Annotated in this window: 15 protein-coding genes; 8 read left to right on the plus strand and 7 right to left on the minus strand. The window is 44.3% G+C overall.

What is annotated here, in order from left to right:
* Nucleotides 1–338 precede the first annotated feature (338 nt).
* Nucleotides 339–2,498 carry a DUF7948 domain-containing protein gene (locus tag FIS9605_RS39940; RefSeq protein WP_051470102.1) on the minus strand — a complete coding sequence of 720 codons (2,160 nt, stop codon included), beginning with the start codon at nucleotides 2,496–2,498 and terminating at the stop codon, nucleotides 339–341.
* A gap of 155 nt (nucleotides 2,499–2,653) precedes the next feature.
* Here FIS9605_RS39940 and FIS9605_RS44295 point away from each other — a divergent pair, with 155 nt between their 5' ends.
* Both FIS9605_RS44295 and FIS9605_RS42955 read left to right on the plus strand, forming a co-directional pair.
* Complete coding sequence (locus FIS9605_RS44295) at nucleotides 2,654–2,857, plus strand: hypothetical protein (protein ID WP_231510424.1); 204 nt, start codon at nucleotides 2,654–2,656, stop codon at nucleotides 2,855–2,857.
* 11 nt (nucleotides 2,858–2,868) lie between these two features.
* On the plus strand, nucleotides 2,869–3,009 hold the full coding sequence (locus FIS9605_RS42955; protein WP_155960486.1) for a hypothetical protein: 141 nt from the start codon (nucleotides 2,869–2,871) through the stop codon (nucleotides 3,007–3,009).
* A gap of 363 nt (nucleotides 3,010–3,372) precedes the next feature.
* Here the strand turns inward: FIS9605_RS42955 and FIS9605_RS39945 are convergent, their stop codons facing one another.
* Both FIS9605_RS39945 and FIS9605_RS0122760 read right to left on the minus strand, forming a co-directional pair.
* On the minus strand, nucleotides 3,373–3,792 hold the full coding sequence (locus tag FIS9605_RS39945) for a DUF3747 domain-containing protein (protein WP_026734657.1): 420 nt from the start codon (nucleotides 3,790–3,792) through the stop codon (nucleotides 3,373–3,375).
* Nucleotides 3,793–3,841: 49 nt separating this feature from the next.
* Nucleotides 3,842–4,312, minus strand: a complete 471-nt coding sequence (locus tag FIS9605_RS0122760; protein WP_026734658.1) for a hypothetical protein — start codon at nucleotides 4,310–4,312, stop codon at nucleotides 3,842–3,844.
* Nucleotides 4,313–4,601: 289 nt separating this feature from the next.
* Here FIS9605_RS0122760 and FIS9605_RS0122765 point away from each other — a divergent pair, with 289 nt between their 5' ends.
* Nucleotides 4,602–5,582, plus strand: coding sequence for an aldo/keto reductase (locus tag FIS9605_RS0122765; protein WP_026734659.1), 981 nt, complete (start codon nucleotides 4,602–4,604; stop codon nucleotides 5,580–5,582).
* Between the two features lie 82 nt (nucleotides 5,583–5,664).
* Here FIS9605_RS0122765 and acnB read toward each other — a convergent pair whose 3' ends face one another.
* A complete protein-coding gene (acnB, locus tag FIS9605_RS0122770) occupies nucleotides 5,665–8,334 on the minus strand; it encodes a bifunctional aconitate hydratase 2/2-methylisocitrate dehydratase (protein WP_026734660.1) in 2,670 nt (889 codons plus the stop codon).
* Nucleotides 8,335–8,690: 356 nt separating this feature from the next.
* Between acnB and FIS9605_RS0122775 the strand changes: the two genes are divergently transcribed.
* From FIS9605_RS0122775 to FIS9605_RS0122790, 4 genes are all read left to right on the plus strand, one after another.
* Complete coding sequence (locus tag FIS9605_RS0122775; RefSeq protein ID WP_026734661.1) at nucleotides 8,691–9,005, plus strand: 2Fe-2S iron-sulfur cluster-binding protein; 315 nt, start codon at nucleotides 8,691–8,693, stop codon at nucleotides 9,003–9,005.
* Between the two features lie 91 nt (nucleotides 9,006–9,096).
* Nucleotides 9,097–9,285 (plus strand): hypothetical protein, encoded by a 189-nt coding sequence (locus tag FIS9605_RS0122780; RefSeq protein WP_026734662.1) that lies wholly within the window; start codon nucleotides 9,097–9,099, stop codon nucleotides 9,283–9,285.
* 64 nt (nucleotides 9,286–9,349) lie between these two features.
* Nucleotides 9,350–10,411 (plus strand): DUF3326 domain-containing protein, encoded by a 1,062-nt coding sequence (locus tag FIS9605_RS0122785; RefSeq protein WP_026734663.1) that lies wholly within the window; start codon nucleotides 9,350–9,352, stop codon nucleotides 10,409–10,411.
* Between the two features lie 119 nt (nucleotides 10,412–10,530).
* The gene (locus FIS9605_RS0122790) at nucleotides 10,531–11,112 is read left to right on the plus strand and encodes a CPBP family intramembrane glutamic endopeptidase (protein ID WP_026734664.1); all 582 of its coding nucleotides are present in this window, start codon (nucleotides 10,531–10,533) and stop codon (nucleotides 11,110–11,112) included.
* Between the two features lie 56 nt (nucleotides 11,113–11,168).
* Here FIS9605_RS0122790 and FIS9605_RS0122795 read toward each other — a convergent pair whose 3' ends face one another.
* The 3 genes from FIS9605_RS0122795 to FIS9605_RS0122805 all read right to left on the minus strand — a co-directional run bounded on the left by FIS9605_RS0122795 (nucleotide 11,169) and on the right by FIS9605_RS0122805 (nucleotide 14,818).
* Nucleotides 11,169–12,224 (minus strand): S1C family serine protease, encoded by a 1,056-nt coding sequence (locus tag FIS9605_RS0122795; protein ID WP_026734665.1) that lies wholly within the window; start codon nucleotides 12,222–12,224, stop codon nucleotides 11,169–11,171.
* A gap of 247 nt (nucleotides 12,225–12,471) precedes the next feature.
* Nucleotides 12,472–12,996 (minus strand): DUF937 domain-containing protein, encoded by a 525-nt coding sequence (locus tag FIS9605_RS0122800; RefSeq protein ID WP_026734666.1) that lies wholly within the window; start codon nucleotides 12,994–12,996, stop codon nucleotides 12,472–12,474.
* A gap of 97 nt (nucleotides 12,997–13,093) precedes the next feature.
* Complete coding sequence (locus tag FIS9605_RS0122805; protein ID WP_026734667.1) at nucleotides 13,094–14,818, minus strand: sensor histidine kinase; 1,725 nt, start codon at nucleotides 14,816–14,818, stop codon at nucleotides 13,094–13,096.
* Nucleotides 14,819–15,143: 325 nt separating this feature from the next.
* On the opposite strand from FIS9605_RS0122805, the gene FIS9605_RS0122810 reads away from it, so the two are divergent.
* Nucleotides 15,144–16,709 (plus strand): YcjF family protein, encoded by a 1,566-nt coding sequence (locus FIS9605_RS0122810; protein WP_026734668.1) that lies wholly within the window; start codon nucleotides 15,144–15,146, stop codon nucleotides 16,707–16,709.
* The last annotated feature ends 78 nt before the right edge of the window (nucleotides 16,710–16,787 follow it).

Raw genomic sequence — 16,787 nt, forward strand, 5'->3', positions numbered from 1 at the left:
TGTTGAGGGTGGGCGATGTGCCTGCCCTTTTTTGTTTAATAAACCGCACTAGGCACAGAGGGCGCAGAGAAAGAAGAAGACGGCCGACGTATTTTTGTAGGCCAATTTGTTGTGATGTACGAGCTAAGACTGCACAACCGTCTTGCGATCGCCATTAATAAAATGAGTGCGATTAATCTTTTTCCAGTGGCATGAGTGGATTCCAATACTTGGGTTCCCAACTACTATTTACCCCTGAGTAGTCTTTCTTCGCGCTTCCGAAATGCAGGGGCGAACCGGGAGTTAACAATGTGCCAGTCCGAAGCGATCGCTTCCCTGGTGATAATCATGGAAGCCTTTCACTCATCTTCGTCCCCTTGCCCACTTGCATATTCTCTCCAATTAATCTTTGTCACAAAAGCATCAGAGAAGCCGCCTAAAGTGGGATCGAAGGCATTGTAGGTTGGAAAGTCAGTAGATGTAGTATCCCCTGTCACATAGATATTTCTTCGTAAATCCACAGCAATTCCATAGCCATTATCAAAGTTGCTGCCTCCCAGATAGGAGGAGAAAAGTAAGCGATTGCCTGTAGCATTCAACTTGGTCACAAAAGCATCGTTAATGCCACTAAGAGTATTATCAAAAGCGTTCTTAACCGGGAAGTCAGACGAGTTGGTAGACCCGATCGCATAAGCATTACCTTTTTGGTCTACTGCAATTCCAAAACCCTCATCACTGCCAGTGCTACCCCCAACATAGTTGGAGACGCTGCCACCGAGATAGGTAGACCAGACCAGGGAGCTAGAACCGGAAGCAGCTGGGTTGACTTTGGTGACGAAGGCATCTTGGGAACCGGAAAAGGTATTATCGAAGGCATTCTTAATCGGGAAGTCAGCAGACTCAGTTCTCCCTGTTACATAGGCATTGCCACGCAAGTCTACTGCAATATCCCTGCCAAACTCACCATTGCTGCCTCCAAGATATGTGGAGTAGACTAGGGAGGCGGCTCCAGAGGCATTTGGGTTCAGCTTTGTGACAAAAGCTTCGGAACCACCAACAAAAGTGTTATCGAAAGCGTTGTTGATGGGAAAGTCACCTGAGAAAGTTAGTCCTGTCACATAAGCATTGCCTTTCAGGTCTACCGCAATACCAGAGCTACTATCAAATTCACTACCTCCAATGTAGGTGGAGTAGATGAGGGAAGTAGAACCAGAGGCTGCTGGATTCAGTTTTGTCACAAAGGCATTTAAGTTGCCATTCAAAGTGCTGTCGAAAGCATTCTTAATTGGGAAATCAGTTGAGTTAGTATCTCCTGTCACATAAGCATTGCCTTGCAAGTCTACCGCAATTCCATTGCTATAATCAGCCCCGCTGACACCGCTGCTACCTCCGAGGTAGGTAGAGTAGAGCAGGCTATTGCCTGCGGCATTCAGTTTCGTCACAAAAGCATCAAAGAAACCACCCAGAGTGCGAGAAAGGGCATTGTTGGTGGTTGGGAAGTCACTTGAGTAGGTTCCTCCTGTCACATAGACATTACCGCGCAAGTCCACTGCAACGCCCCTGCCAAACTCACCACTGCCAAACTCACCACTGCTGCCTCCAAGGTATGTAGACCAGACAAGGGAGGCTTCGCCTTCTTCGGCTGGGTTTAACTTTGTCACAAATGCTAAAAAGCGATCGCCACTACCATATGTGCTATCGAAGGCATTTTTTGTGGGGAAATCAGTTGAGCCAGTTTGTCCTGTCACATAAGCATTGCCTCGTGAATCCACTGCGATCTTTGAGCTTGAATCATTACCGTTGCCCTGGCTACCTCCCAGGTAGGTGGAGTAGCTTAGCACCGGGTCAATCACCAGCGCTTTGCTTGTGTCATAGTCTGCGAGCGCAAATCCAACTTGAAGCTTGCCCAAAAGCACATACCTACCCGCCACAGCCTTTTGCTGCCCGTTTATTTGCTGGTAGATGCGGGGTCGATGCTGCCGCACTTCTCCACTGTGCGTGTGCAGCACCAAATCACCCTGTTTATCCACGGATAGTCGATCTGCTCCTGTAATCTTTAACCTAATCAGTCGGGGATCTGCACCAGCAGCCACAACCCAGTCGTATTCCAACTGCCGTTGGTTTCCGTAGTACACCAAGTCAATACCTGGATAAACTGACCGATATTGCACTTTGGTATAATTTGGAATATTCGTTTGCCACTTTTTCGGATCTTTACCTCTAAAATAATTACTCTTTCCAGGCAAGGGATTTAAACCCAAAACTTGCGGTGTTTGATTAGCACCCACCCATTGGATTCGCAGTACTGTACTTTCATCCTGCTTTGCAGACTTAGCTGACTGCTGTGGTAGTGTTTTCACAGGTTTACTCAAAGCCAGTACTGCTTGTGTAGGTGTGAGAAACAGACTGTAACCGTTGCCCCGTGACAGATATTTCACCTGCTTGTCTGCCTGTCCAAGATTCGCTTCAAAGCTTAGAGGTAACTTGCCATAGTTTGCGTTTATACGAGCGCGTGTCACAGGATCGGGCGTTTTTGTTTGTGGATTAGAAGCAGCGATTGAATTTTGAGGGGCTATCGACTTATTTATCCCCACACATGACAAAGAGAATATAAGAGCGCAAATGCCGTAACAAAAGTTTATTTTTGACAGCATACAAATTCCTCAAATATAGTTTGAATAATTGGAAATTAATCAATTATCTGAAGTCAGATATCAATATTTTGAATTGCTTGCAATCTGTTTTCCAACAGAACTGTGCGATCGCTTTTATCCTGAATTTGCAATTAAATTCTGAAGGTAATCACGTGTTTGTGACAACGTTAGATACAAAAAATTACCATTTTTATCAAGGATTTCGTACTCATCAAATGTACTAGCAGCTGCGAAAATGTTGTACTGTTTTGGGAAGAGCGATCGCTCTTCATATTGGGAAGCACTTCAAAGTAAAAGACCTCTTGCAGGTGAATCTAGCAGAAGACCTGCGAAGAAATCCTCAGAAGCCAAGCAGGCTGGGTATCCCCGCTCATGAAAACTAGCGCGATCGCTTCTACCTTCTACTTATCTGTGGGCTTTCAAACGGAATATCTAGTGGTCTATGTCATTAGTTCTGAAGGGTTCGTAGTGAGCGATTTATCGCTCAATTTTAAGGGCTAAAGCCCTAATTACAAACTGTCACAACTTATCAAAATTAATGACATAGACCACTAGTTAGAGGTAATTTATAAAGTGAATACTTAATTTCCAAATTTCCGTAGAATAGCGATCGCTGCTCGTACTGCCGATGCTGTGATTTCGTGTTCTGGATCGGTAAAAAATAGTCCTCCTAAAATCTGAACCAGCGATCGCAACCCTATTTCCTAGTAACCACGATCGCATTTTGACCTAGTATGAGTTACAAGCCTTGTGGTGGTGAGTTGTGTCCTGATGATGAATTGTTTTGTACTGCTGATGAGTTGTTCTGTAGCTGTGGCGAATCCTGCTGAATTTGATTCACCCCGATTGGCCGGGTCTGTTGCTGGTTTGCGATCTCACCTGGAGCAGGGCGATCGCTAGTAAGATATATGTGACCTGTTGTCTGACCGTTATAGGTTCTTTTGGTGAAGTACCAACCTGGTTCTAGCTGGATTTTGGTTAAGCCCTTACCAATACCGTGAGTGCTACCAATTTTAATTGCAGGAGCATTAGGATCGGTGTTGGAAATACCTACAAGTAGGAACTGATCGTTGTCCTTAATTATTTTTATTTTACAAAAGTTAGCAGAAAAAGTGAAGAAAGTTGAGAGAAAGTATCGAGAAGTGAAGTTAATTTTCATTGAAGAAGGGAATCCCTTCTATGCTGTCAATGCATCGCAAGTTTCTTATTCACTTTATGATTAAGCCTCTATTAGGGTAGCGACGATCGTAGTTCCTGTTGCGGTAATAGCGATCGTGCTCTAAGTACCAATCTGAGTACGAGCGATTTTGGAGATCTTTGTTCTCTCGGTCGAGGCGACGAATTTCTCGGCCAATTTCCTGGCGGCGTTGGCGATTTTGTAGATCGCGATCTGAGTACCAGCGGTTTTGGAGATCTTTATCCTCTCGGTCGAGGCGACGAATTTCTCGGTCAATTTCTTGGCGGCGTTGGTAATTTTCTCGATAACGATCTCGCAACTGATAGCGATCTTCCCAACCTGATATAAGTATTGAGTTATGACTAGTGCTAATAAATCTTGGTTCCCAACCAAATTTTTGTTGGTTAGATAATGATGCGATCGCCCCACCAGTAGTAAAAATGGAAACTAAAGGAACTGCGACCAAAGGTAAGCAGACTTTGAATAAAATTTTCCGGCTCATGCTCTTTACCTCCAGTCTCTGCGCTAGTAAATTTCTTGAAAAACACTAGCTTTTGAGTATGTTTAACGACGATCTATCTAACTTCTAGTCTGACTGTATCCCACCCAAAAATAACTGGTATTGTTAAGATTTAAGATATTTTTAATCAATTGAAGATGTTGGTTGACTCTGGTGGGTCGGTCTCAATAACATCTTAAACTTTCTCTTAAGTACTTCTAACAATAGATGACTTGACCAAAGACATAGAGATAATAATGTTTCCGGAACTATTTTCTATTTCTGAGGTTTTATGAAAACTAGAAAGCTTGGCAAACAAGGACTAGAAGTTTCACAACTGGGACTTGGTTGTATGGGGATGTCTGAATTTTACAGTGGTCGTGATGAGTCTGAAGCGATCGCTACCATCCATCGTGCTTTGGAACTAGGAGTTAATTTCCTCGACACTGCGGATATGTATGGGCCTTTTACCAATGAGCAACTAGTAGGTAGGGCAATCAAAGACCGTCGAGACCAAGTAGTGCTAGCAACCAAATTTGGCAATGTCCGCACCGAAGATGGGGGATGGAAAGGCATTAGCGGTAGACCAGAATACGTTCACCAAGCTTGCGATGCTTCACTTAAACGCCTAGGAGTTGAGACAATCGACCTGTATTATCAACATCGGGTCGATCCAAATGTACCAATAGAAGATACTGTTGGAGCAATGGCACAGTTGGTGCAACAAGGTAAAGTGCGCTATTTGGGGTTATCGGAAGCTGCTAGTACAACAATTCGCAGAGCAAATACAGTTCACCCGATTAGTGCATTACAAACAGAGTACTCGTTGTGGAGCCGTGACCCAGAGGATGAAATTTTACCCACCGTGCGGGAATTAGGAATTGGGTTTGTTGCCTACAGTCCACTCGGACGTGGATTTTTATCAGGAGCGATCAGCCGTCCTGAAGACCTTGCAGAAGATGACTATCGAAGAAATTCTCCTCGGTTTCAAGGTGAGAATTTTTACAAGAACCTGGAATTAGTAGAAAAAGTCAAGGCAATAGCAACTTCTAAAGGTGTAACTCCTAGTCAACTTGCTTTGGCATGGCTTTTAGCTCAGGGAGAAGATATTGTTCCGATTCCAGGAACAAAGCGGCGTAGCTATTTGGAGGAGAACATTGCTGCTTGTGAGATTACACTTACTCCAGAAGATTTAAATCAACTTGAAGCTGCTGCTCCCAAAGGTGTGACAGCAGGCGATCGCTACCCTGACATGAGTAGTGTTAATCGTTGAACTCTTTTCCTACTGGCAAATGTTGAGATCCATCTTCACTCACATTAACAGGGCTGGGCGGGCAATGCCCACCCGAGTTTAATTATGAACTACGCAACGTACCAGCAGGAATTCCCAAAATATCCTCAATCTTAGGCATTTCTTCCAACGGAATCACCCTACCTTCATCCTCAAAACCAGCAATTTGATCGAAGTTCAAATACCGATACAACTCCCCAGCAAAAGGATGAATCTTATTCGCCACAATCTCCATATATTCTTGCACTGTGGGAACACGTCCAAGTAACGCACAAACTGCTGCTAATTCCGCTGAACCAAGATACACTCGCGCATCTTTACCCATGCGGTTATTGAAGTTGCGGGTAGAGGTTGAAAACACTGTTGCACCATCAGCAACTCGCGCTTGATTACCCATACACAAACTGCAACCAGGCATTTCTGTACGCGCACCAGCCGCACCAAAAATACCGTACACACCTTCTTCTTTAAGTTGGTGTTCGTCCATGCGAGTCGGTGGACAGATCCACAAACGGGTTTTAACTGCGCCTGCGCCTTCTAAAACTTTGGCAGTGGCACGATAATGACCGATATTCGTCATGCAAGAACCGACAAATACCTCATCAATTTTGTCACCTGCAACTTCCGACAATAATTTCACATTATCGGGGTCATTGGGAGCTGCCACAATTGGTTCTTTGATTTCGTTTAAATCAATTTCAATAATTTCAGCATACTCCGCATTTGCATCGGCTTCCATTAGTACTGGATTCGCCAACCATTCTTCCATTTTGGCAACGCGGCGCATGATAGTTTTAGCATCACCGTAACCCCGCGCTACCATGTTTTTTAACAAGGCAACATTAGAACGCAGATATTCAGAAACTGTCTCTACACTCAGTTTAATCGTGCAACCTGCACAGGAACGTTCGGCGGTAGCGTCGGTAAGTTCAAAAGCTTGCTCAACTTTCAAATCTGGCAAGCCTTCTATCTCCATGATCCGCCCAGCAAAAACGTTTTTCTTGTTCTGCTTTTCTACTGTCAGCAAACCTTTTTGAATTGCTACGTAGGGAATAGCATTAACAACATCCCGCAGCGTCACACCAGGTTGCAATTTACCTTTAAAGCGTACCAACACAGATTCTGGCATGTCCAAAGGCATCACACCCAACGCCCCAGCAAACGCCACTAATCCGGAACCGGCAGGGAAGGAAATACCTAAGGGGAAGCGGGTGTGGGAGTCACCACCTGTTCCCACAGTATCCGGTAACAACATCCGGTTTAACCACGAGTGAATGATCCCATCACCGGGACGCAAGGCTACGCCACCACGAGAGGCGAAAAAGTCGGGTAGTTCGTGGTGAGTTTTGATATCAACAGGTTTGGGATAAGCTGCGGTATGGCAGAAACTTTGCATCACCAAGTCAGCACTGAAACCGAGACAAGCGAGTTCTTTCAGTTCATCCCGCGTCATTGGACCAGTGGTATCTTGGGAACCGACGGTAGTCATGATCGGTTCGCAATATGTACCGGGACGTACGCCGGGTAAACCGCAGGCTTTACCCACCATTTTCTGTGCCAAAGTGTAACCTTTGCCTGTATCAGCAGGTTGTGTGGGACGGGTGAAGACGGTACTTGGTTCTAAACCAAGTGCTTGACGAACTTTATCGGTAAGAGTACGGCCAATTAGTAAGGGAATGCGTCCGCCTGCCCGGACTTCATCGAGGATGGTATCTGGTTTGAGAGTAAAGGTGGAAATTACTTCGCCTGCTTCGTTGGTGATTTCGCCTCTATAGGGGTAAATGGTAATTACCATACCCGTTTCCATCTTGGTGACATCACACTGGATGGGAAAAGCACCCGCGTCTTCGGCGGTGTTGAAGAAAATAGGCGCAATTGTACCGCCTAAAACATATCCACCCGCCCGCTTATTAGGGACGTAGGGAATATCATTGCCGATGTGCCACAATACTGAGTTGATGGCAGATTTGCGGGAGGAACCCGTACCCACTACATCTCCCACGTAGGCAACAGGATGTCCTTTTTTCTTTAATTCGGCAATGGTTTGCAATGCCCCTGGCATCCGTGATTCCAACATGGCTAAGGCGTGTAAAGGAATATCCGGGCGCGTGGTGGCTTGGGTGGCGGGGGATAAGTCGTCGGTGTTAGTTTCACCAGGAACTTTGAAAACGGTGACGTTGATGAATTCTGGTACTTCGGGACGAATGGTAAACCACTCGGCTTCTGCCCAAGAGTCTATTACCCGCTTGGCAAAGGGGTTAGTTTTGGACAATTCCAAGATATCGTGGAAGGCATCATACACCAGCAGGATTTTACTGAGGGCGGCGGCGGCGTAGGCTGCAATCGGTTCTTTGCCTTCTCCCCCCATTACCAGAGGTGTTTCGGAAGAATTCGAAAAGGATACGGTAGGAGTTTGCAGCAGTTCAATTAAAGATTGGACGTTGTAACCACCCACCATTGTCCCCAGCAATTGTACAGCTTCGATAGGTGAAACCAGAGGGCTGGTGATTTCCCCTTTGGCAATGGCTGTGAGAAATCCGGCTTTGACGTAAGCTGCTGGATCGACTCCGGGAGGTACGCGATCGCGCAATAAATGCAATAATGTTTCTTCTTCACCGACAGGCGGATTTTTTAGTAATTCACACAGTTCGGATGTTTGCTTTGCATCCAAAGGCAGTGGGGGAATTCCTAACGCAGCGCGTTCGGCAACATGTTGGCGGTATGATTCCAGCATTTTACTCTTCCTCGGTTTAGGCAATAAATTTTCTTGTGTTTGTTATCACTCCCCTAATCTCACAGACGGGGGAGGTGGGGAGGTTGGGAGGTGGAGAGAGTTTAATTCTACATTCTCCCCATCACCCTATCTCCCCATCACATAAACCCCATCCCCCACCAATCCCTCAAAGTTGAGGTGATATACTACTAGTTTTTGTCTGGTCAGGATTTATAATTATCCCTGTATAGTTACTATTGCATATATAATTCTGACTAGAGAATATTTATTTAGTTTGTGTTGATTGATTTGGAAGTTAGTCTATTTTTAATATAAAATATTTGATTTGTTTGTTGCATTACACCCCTTAATTGTATATGTCCAAAACATACACTGTTGAAATTCACCATCAAGGTAAAATTCATACCTTGCAGGTTCCCGAAAATGAAACAATCCTATCAGTTGCCGATGCTGCTGGTTTAGAATTACCGAGTTCCTGTCATGCAGGTGTTTGCACAACTTGTGCTGGTCAAATTAAGTCTGGGACAGTAGATCAAACGGATGGCATGGGCGTCAGCCCAGAACTGCAAAAACAAGGTTATGTATTGCTGTGTGTTGCCTATCCTCGCTCTGATTTAAAAATTGAAACAGAAAAAGAAGAGCTTGTTTATCAACTACAATTTGGTAAATAAGGTTAGTAGTTAGTAGTTAGTAGTTATATGTTTTATACTATCCATTAACCACTAACAACTAACCACCAACAAACAACAAACAACAAATACAATGACAACTCATTTTATTACCGCAGAAATTAACCTCCAAGAAACCCCCACTGAACTACAAAAAACAATTGAGGCAGAACTCAAAAAACAGGGAGAACCATTGCGTTGGGCGATCGCTTCCGTGGACATTACACAACAAAAAGCAACTGTAGAAGCCGTGGTCACGAAACAAGAGATTAATGAATTATGAATTGAAAATTATGAAATATGAATTAAAAATTTTATAATTCATAATTCATAATTCATAATTTCTTATGCGTCCATACACAGCTATTTTAATTGTACCTACTGGCATTGGGGCAGCAATTGGAGGTTATGCAGGAGATGCATTGCCAGTTGCCAAAGCGATCGCCCAGGTTTGCGATCGCCTCATAACTCACCCCAATGTCCTTAATGGTGCTATTTTGTATTGGAATCTGCCCAACGCTTTCTATGTAGAAGGTTATGGGCTAGACAAATTTGCGGCTGGATGCTGGGGATTGCGCCCTGTACATCAAAATCGCATAGGTTTGATTTTAGACCAGGGAATTGAACCAGAACTGCGGCTGCGACAGTTGCAAGCAGCAGATGCAGCTAGAGCCACCTTGGGATTGTCTTTAACCGATTATGTAATTACGGATGCACCTTTAAACGTAGAATTGCGTACGACTGCATCCGGTACGAGTTGGGGAACGATAGGCAACCCAGATAGTTTACTGCGGGCAGCAGACGTATTAATTAACAAAGTAGGGGCGGAGGCGATCGCAGTTATTGCCCGTTTTCCCGATGATATCGATGAACAAGCAGATCAAAACTACCGCCACGGCAAAGGAGTCGATCCTATTGGTGGGGCAGAAGCTGTAATTAGTCATTTAGTAGTACGACAGTTTCAAGTACCCTGCGCCCATTCTCCCGCCTTTTTGCCTCCATCCCCAGATCCAGATTTATCTCCTCGTTCCGCTGCCGAAGAATTGGGCTATACTTTTTTACCAAGCGTACTTGTCGGTTTAAGTCGCGCACCCCAGTTTATTGTTGGGGAATCCCATGAAATGCCCGAACCCATCGATATTTGGTCAAATCAAGTAGATGCAGCGATCGTGCCGGCAACAGCTTGTGGCAGTAGCGCCTTACTGAGTTTAAGCCAAAAGCGATGCCTCATCGTTACAGTCAATGAAAATCAAACTCAAGTGCAAGTTCCTCCCCAGCCATTAGGGATAAAATCAATACAGGTCAACTCATATTTAGAGGCAGTAGGTGTATTGGTTGCTCACAAAGCAGGCATTAATCCATCTGCCCTCAGCCCCAATATCTCGTTGTTGCATTGTTTAGGTCAATAGTCATTAGTCATTAGTCATTAGTCATTAGTTATTTTTCTACTCTCCCACTCCTCCACTCTTCCACTCTCCCACTCCCCCACTCCCCCACTCTTCCTTTAAACCCTAACCTTCTAAACTCCGTGACTCAACAGCAAAAACAAGAGCCAGAAATGCCATATTTGACACGCACCCAAGTGCTGGTGGCGATGGCAGTTACTGCCGTAGTTTTGTGGATTATCGCCAAGCTGTGGTTGTATTTTGGCAATTTTTCCCTCATGCCTTTGCTTTGGAAAGAAAGAGATTTACTGTTGGGATTAGGTTTGGGGTTAAGTATCACTGGTTTGAGTGGTTTAGCTTATCAACTCTGTCCTCCCTATCGTAAAAGTGCTAATTATTACTTAGAAATAGTACTCAAGCCCTTGGCTTTACCAGACTTAATTTGGTTAGGATTACTACCAGGGTTGAGTGAAGAATTGTTATTTCGCGGTGTGATGCTACCAGCCTTTGGATTGGATGATGCTGCTGCGATCGTATCAAGTCTTTGCTTTGGTGTCTTGCATTTAAGCGGTTCTCAACAATGGCCTTATGTGATTTGGGCTGCTATTGTTGGTCTAATACTGGCATATAGCGCCCTTCTTAGCGGTAACTTGTTAGTGCCAATAGTTGCTCATGTGATTACGAATATGGTTTCTAGTTATTTGTGGAAAGTAGGGAGATATTGAAAAGGGGAATGGGGAATATGGAATAGGGAGATGGGGAGACTACTAACTACTAACCACTAACCACTTACTGAAGAACTTGATTCTTCTGGCACAATACCTACCACTAACTTGCGATTTTTACGCAAAATGGTTAGTTGCGATCGCACACCAATTGATTCAGGTGTTAGAAGTTTTTGCAAGTCTTCGATACTGCGAAGCGGTCGATTATTGAAACCAACAATCACATCTCCTTCTTGCAAACCTGCTTTTGCTGCGGGGCTGTTTGCTTCCACGTACATGACAAAAATTCCGGTATCCACAGCTAATTCATGGGATAACATGAGGCGGCGGGAAATATGCACATTTTGTCCGCCGATACCGATGTAACCGCGCCGAATTTGACCATATCTCATCAACGCCGGAATCACCATTTTGGCAGTGTTAATGGGTACAGCAAAGCAGATTCCTTGTGCTGCCATGACAATGGCAGTATTAATGCCGATGACTTCCGCATGGGAAGTAACCAGCGGGCCGCCAGAATTGCCAGGGTTCAAAGCAGCATCAGTTTGGATAATATTTTCGATCAGCTTACCAGAACGGGATTGAAAAGAGCGTCCCAAGGCACTAATTACCCCAGTTGTAACCGTAGTTTGAAAGCCGTAGGGATGACCGATCGCGATCGCCAACTGACCGACTCGTAATGACTGCGAATCGCCCAAACGCGCAGCTATCAAATTTGGCGCATGAATTCTAATCACTGCCAAATCTGTATCTGGATCGTCGCCAATCATTTCTGCATCGTAACTGCGACCATCAGATAGTGTCACTTGAATTTTGGACGCATCGTGCACTACATGGCTATTCGTAAGGATGTAACCATCCTGTGTGAAAATAAATCCAGAACCATTACCACGTACTTCTTGAGTAAGAGGCTGGTAATTGCGGCTACGTCCTGTTAGGAATCTTTGCACGTCGATATTAACAACCGTAGGACTGACTTTTTCCACTACATTGATAACAGCTTGGGAATAAGCATCAAGCAGTTGTTCATCAGTTTTTGGGTTGTTTTTGGGCATTCCTGCATTCTTAGAAGCGAAATCATCGTTCGATACCCAGCCCAAATTTATTTTCATGTCTACTTTCCTATCGTCTCACGGCGAGGGGATATAAGGGGGAGGGGGAAATGGGGAGGTGGGGAGATGGGGGGTGGAAGAGTGGGAGAATAACCACTAACCACTAACCACTATCCATTCCCTTGTTTCCCGATTCTGGCAAAAATTCCGCGATTTCGGCAAGCAGGCACTTAATGTCTGTTTGTTCTTTGTTGATGATTAGTAATTATTCCAACCAACAAACAACTAACAACAAGCAACAAATTCATCACCTTCCCAAATACCGACTTGCCATCTGTATGGCATCAACAATATCAACATCGCCGTCGCGATCGCTATCAAGGAAGGAATTCAGCACGGAATTTCCACCAGCTTGAGAATTTTGGGCATTCGCACCGGTTCGCAGTAAATTCAGTACCAAAGGAACCAATATTGGTAGTAGTTGTTGAATCATACCAGCATTCAAACCTGTGCGTTGGGCAACAGCCTCAGCTACCTGCTGTTGCATCCCATAAGAGAACAAGGAGTCTACGGCTTGGGGATTGGGAGAAGTGCCGCTATATTGATTGACTACAGCTTGCGCTTCTTGATTGCCATAGTTAACTTGCTTTTCTTGCAAGGCAGAACGCACATAGTTACCTACAATACCTACAACTGATTGCATGGTAGAAGGATTTGTACCCGTGCTATTGCTCAGTTGCTGTACGGTATTGAGGATATCACCCAACTGTCCTGTACTGCCTTGTTGGCTGGGATTGTCGATCGCATTAATAATTTGGTCAAAGAGTCCCATAAGCTTTTTTCCTTTATATTAATACCAACAAAACCAACATTGTTACATTTTGGTTGCTAATTGCCTCTAGCTATTAATAACAAATAAAGTTTTTTCATTAATCAGTGCCTCTAGCAATTGGTAGAGCGATCGCAAACTCTGTGCCTAAATCTAATTCTGAATTACAAGTAATTTTGCCGCCGTGTTTGTCGACTATAATTTGGTGGGAAATTGCTAGCCCCAAACCAGTACCAATACCTCGCGGTTTGGTAGTGAAGAAAGTTTCAAATATTCTATCTTGATTTTCTTTTGCAATACCTGGCCCATTGTCGGCGATTCGCACCATTACCCAATCATCGTCACTGTGTGCTGTGCTGATGGTAATTGCAGGTGAAAAGTCGGGATTGCTGGCAGATTTTTCCTCTAAAGCATCAATGGCATTGATTAACAGGTTCATAAACACTTGATAGAGTAAGCCTGTATAACCAGCAATGACTGGAATATCTCCATAATTACGGACAACATTTATGCCATGTTTCAAACGATTTTGCAGAATCAACAGCGTGCTGTCAATACAAGCGTGTAAACTTACCGATTGAGCTTCACATCCATCTAGACGAGAGAAATCTTTTAAACTCCGGACAATTTCTCGCGTCCGTTCAGCCCCAAATTCCATTGATTTTAAGAGTTTTGGCAAATCCTCTTCGATAAACTTTAAGTCTATCTCTTCTTCTTTAGCTTGTATTGCTGCGGAAGAATTGGGAAATTCATCTTTATATGTTTGCAGTAAATCAAACAGGTCGTTAATGTAGGTTTTCGCGCTTCCTATGTTGCCATAGATAAAATTGACAGGATTATTAATTTCATGGGCAATACCAGCAATCATCCTTCCCAAGCTAGATAGTTTTTCGCTTTGAATGAGTCTTGCTTGGACTTCGGTTTGTTGTTCTGCTAAAAGATACTTTACTTGGTGGATCAGTTGGTTCAGGGAATCAGCTAAAGTACCAACTTCATCTGTTGTTGTTACGGGTGCTTGAAGGTCAAAATTACCTTCTTTGGTAACTTTTTGGGCAACATGCGTGAGCGTCTGGAGTGGACGAACAATTAAAGTACTAGTGTAGATAGCGAGGATAGCAGCGATCGCAGTCGATAGCAGAATGCTACTAATAATAATTAGAGCTTGCAGTGCTGCGGCCCGACTTTGAAACTCATCAGCTTCCTCTTGGCGATCGCGAACTGTTTTCGCCAACGTGGTTAACTCATGGTTAAATTTATAAAACTCCAGTGCTGTTGGACTTTGGCTAAATTGCTGCGCTAATATCTGAGTCTTTAGCAGTTCCTGTGGCTTTGAGGTCAGTGACGAAATCTGCTCTAAAATAGTGTTGAGTTGCTCAAAATAGACCCTGATTGTACTGTCATACTTTTTGAATAGCGCTTGTAAATCTGCTTGCGATGTACCTTGACTAAATTCTTGCAACTCGGCAATCAATGCTTTGGCTTCTGCTTGATTTGTCTTTAACTTAGAAGTGTACTGTTGCAACTCTTGCGGTTGATTCAATAAAGACACAATTTCTTGCTGATTGGACTGAATTTCCAATAGTTCTCCTTGGAGACTGCTAAACAAGTGACTTTCTTCATCTGCCATCATCATCTGATGTCTGGCTTGTTGGAAGTATTTATTGCCAATTACTAAACCAGCCGCTGTTCCTAAAACTGCAACTCCCAACGACAGGCCGTATCCCAAGATAATTTTTTGTCGAATACTCAGCCGATGGAACACTCGTTTAACAAAGTTTTTATAGTAATACTCTGGCAATTGTTTTAATTCAGAGGGCGGGGTCATGATGTAGTTAGATATTGCAGTTCTCCATCTGGCAGGTTTTCAGCAAGAACAATCCAACCAGCAGCGAAACCATGAATGCAATGCAAAAATTGTTCTCAGTTTATCAAAACATACTTCTTTCTACCCTGGTCAATAACACTGAAACTATTAATATTAGAAGCATGTGCGTAAGTACTAACACCAGACCTCTTGCAAAAATAACTTTTGTAAGAGGTGGGGAAAGCTTAAAGGTGAAAGGGGAAAGGAAAAAATCAATCCCTTTAACCCTTACCCTTTACCCCTTCCTTGCCCTACTTCTGCAAGAAGCCTACTGCCTGTGCCATCCATGCCTCTGTCGCGCATTGTTACGCTAATTATTGGTCTGATTCTGATTTTGGGACTAAGCCTTTGGCTGATTGACTCTCTGTCACGGCTGTACTGGCAATTGTCCTACTCTCCCCTATTGGGCAATTTGCTGCTGTTGTTGTTAGTTGTCCTGATTGGTGCTTTAATTGCCGCCTTTGTCTATTACGTACTGGTAATTCGGTCTGGCGAACAGCGATCGCGCCGCAAGAGACAACAACGCAAACAAGTGCAAATCCCAGCTGTTAAATCAGAAGCAGCTTCTTCTACCCTGCAAGCTGTTAAGCAACAAGTCGCGCAAATTCAAGATGAAGTTGCCCGACAAGCTTTACTGAGTAAATCGCGGGAAATAGAAGCTAACCTAGCACGTGGCGAAATTCAAGTTGTGATCTTTGGCACCGGGAGTGCTGGCAAAACCTCTTTGGTGAATGCGATTATGGGACGCATGGTCGGCAGGGTAGATGCGCCGATGGGAACCACCACAGTAGGAGAAACCTATTGTATGCGTTTGAAGGGCTTAGAGCGCAAGATTTTAATTACCGATACGCCAGGAATTTTAGAAGCGGGGATAGCCGGAACCGAGAGAGAACAACTAGCACGAGAACTAGCAACATCCGCAGATTTACTGTTGTTTGTGGTCGATAATGACTTAAGGCGGTCAGAATACGAGCCATTGCGGGCATTGGCAGAAATCGGTAAGCGCTCTTTGCTTGTGTTAAATAAAACAGACCTATATACAGAAGAGGATAAAGAGGCGATTTTAGCCAGATTGCGGCAAAGAGTGCGAGGATTTATTGCTGCTAGTGATGTGGTGGCAGTTTCTGCCAATCCCCAATCTGTACAACTAGAAAATAGCGAAATTTTCCAACCAGAACCGGAGATTATACCATTACTGCGACGGATGGCGGCAATTTTGCGGGCAGAAGGTGAAGATTTGGTAGCAGATAACATTCTCCTGCAATCGCTGCGACTGGGAGAAGAAGCGCGAAAACTCATCGATGCCCAGCGTCGCCGTCAAGCTGACAAAATTGTGGAACGGTTTCAATGGATTGGTGCGGGTGTGGTGTCGGTAACGCCACTGCCAATGGTCGATTTACTGGCAACAGCTGCTGTTAACGCCCAAATGGTCGTAGAAATTGGCAGAGTTTATGGCTGTGAATTAAATATGGAACGGGGGCGCGAACTAGCGCTATCTTTAGCAAAGACAATTGCTGGTTTGGGGATTGTTAAAGGCGCGTTGCAGTTACTTTCTACCGCTTTGCAACTGAATGTAGGTACTTTTATTATTGGTAGGGCAATTCAAGGTGTGACAGCTGCGTATCTGACACGCATTGCTGGTAAAAGCTTTATCGAGTATTTTCGTAATGACCAAGATTGGGGCGATGGTGGGATGACAGAAGTAGTACAGCGTCAGTTTCAATTAAATCGCCGCGATGAATTTATCAAGGACTTTGTTCAGGAAGCGATCGCACGGGTAGTTAGGCCGTTAACAGAAAGAGCTGAATTAGTGGAAGAAGACCAGGAAAGGAGACTAGGGACTGGGGATTAGGGTGTTAGTCTTGAAAATTGATTTTTCTTGGTGTCTTTGTGCCTACCCTGCGGGAAGCCGAGTAAAGCGCGTCTATGT

This window comes from Fischerella sp. PCC 9605 (assembly GCF_000517105.1).
Taxonomy (GTDB): Bacteria; Cyanobacteriota; Cyanobacteriia; order Cyanobacteriales; family Nostocaceae; genus PCC9605.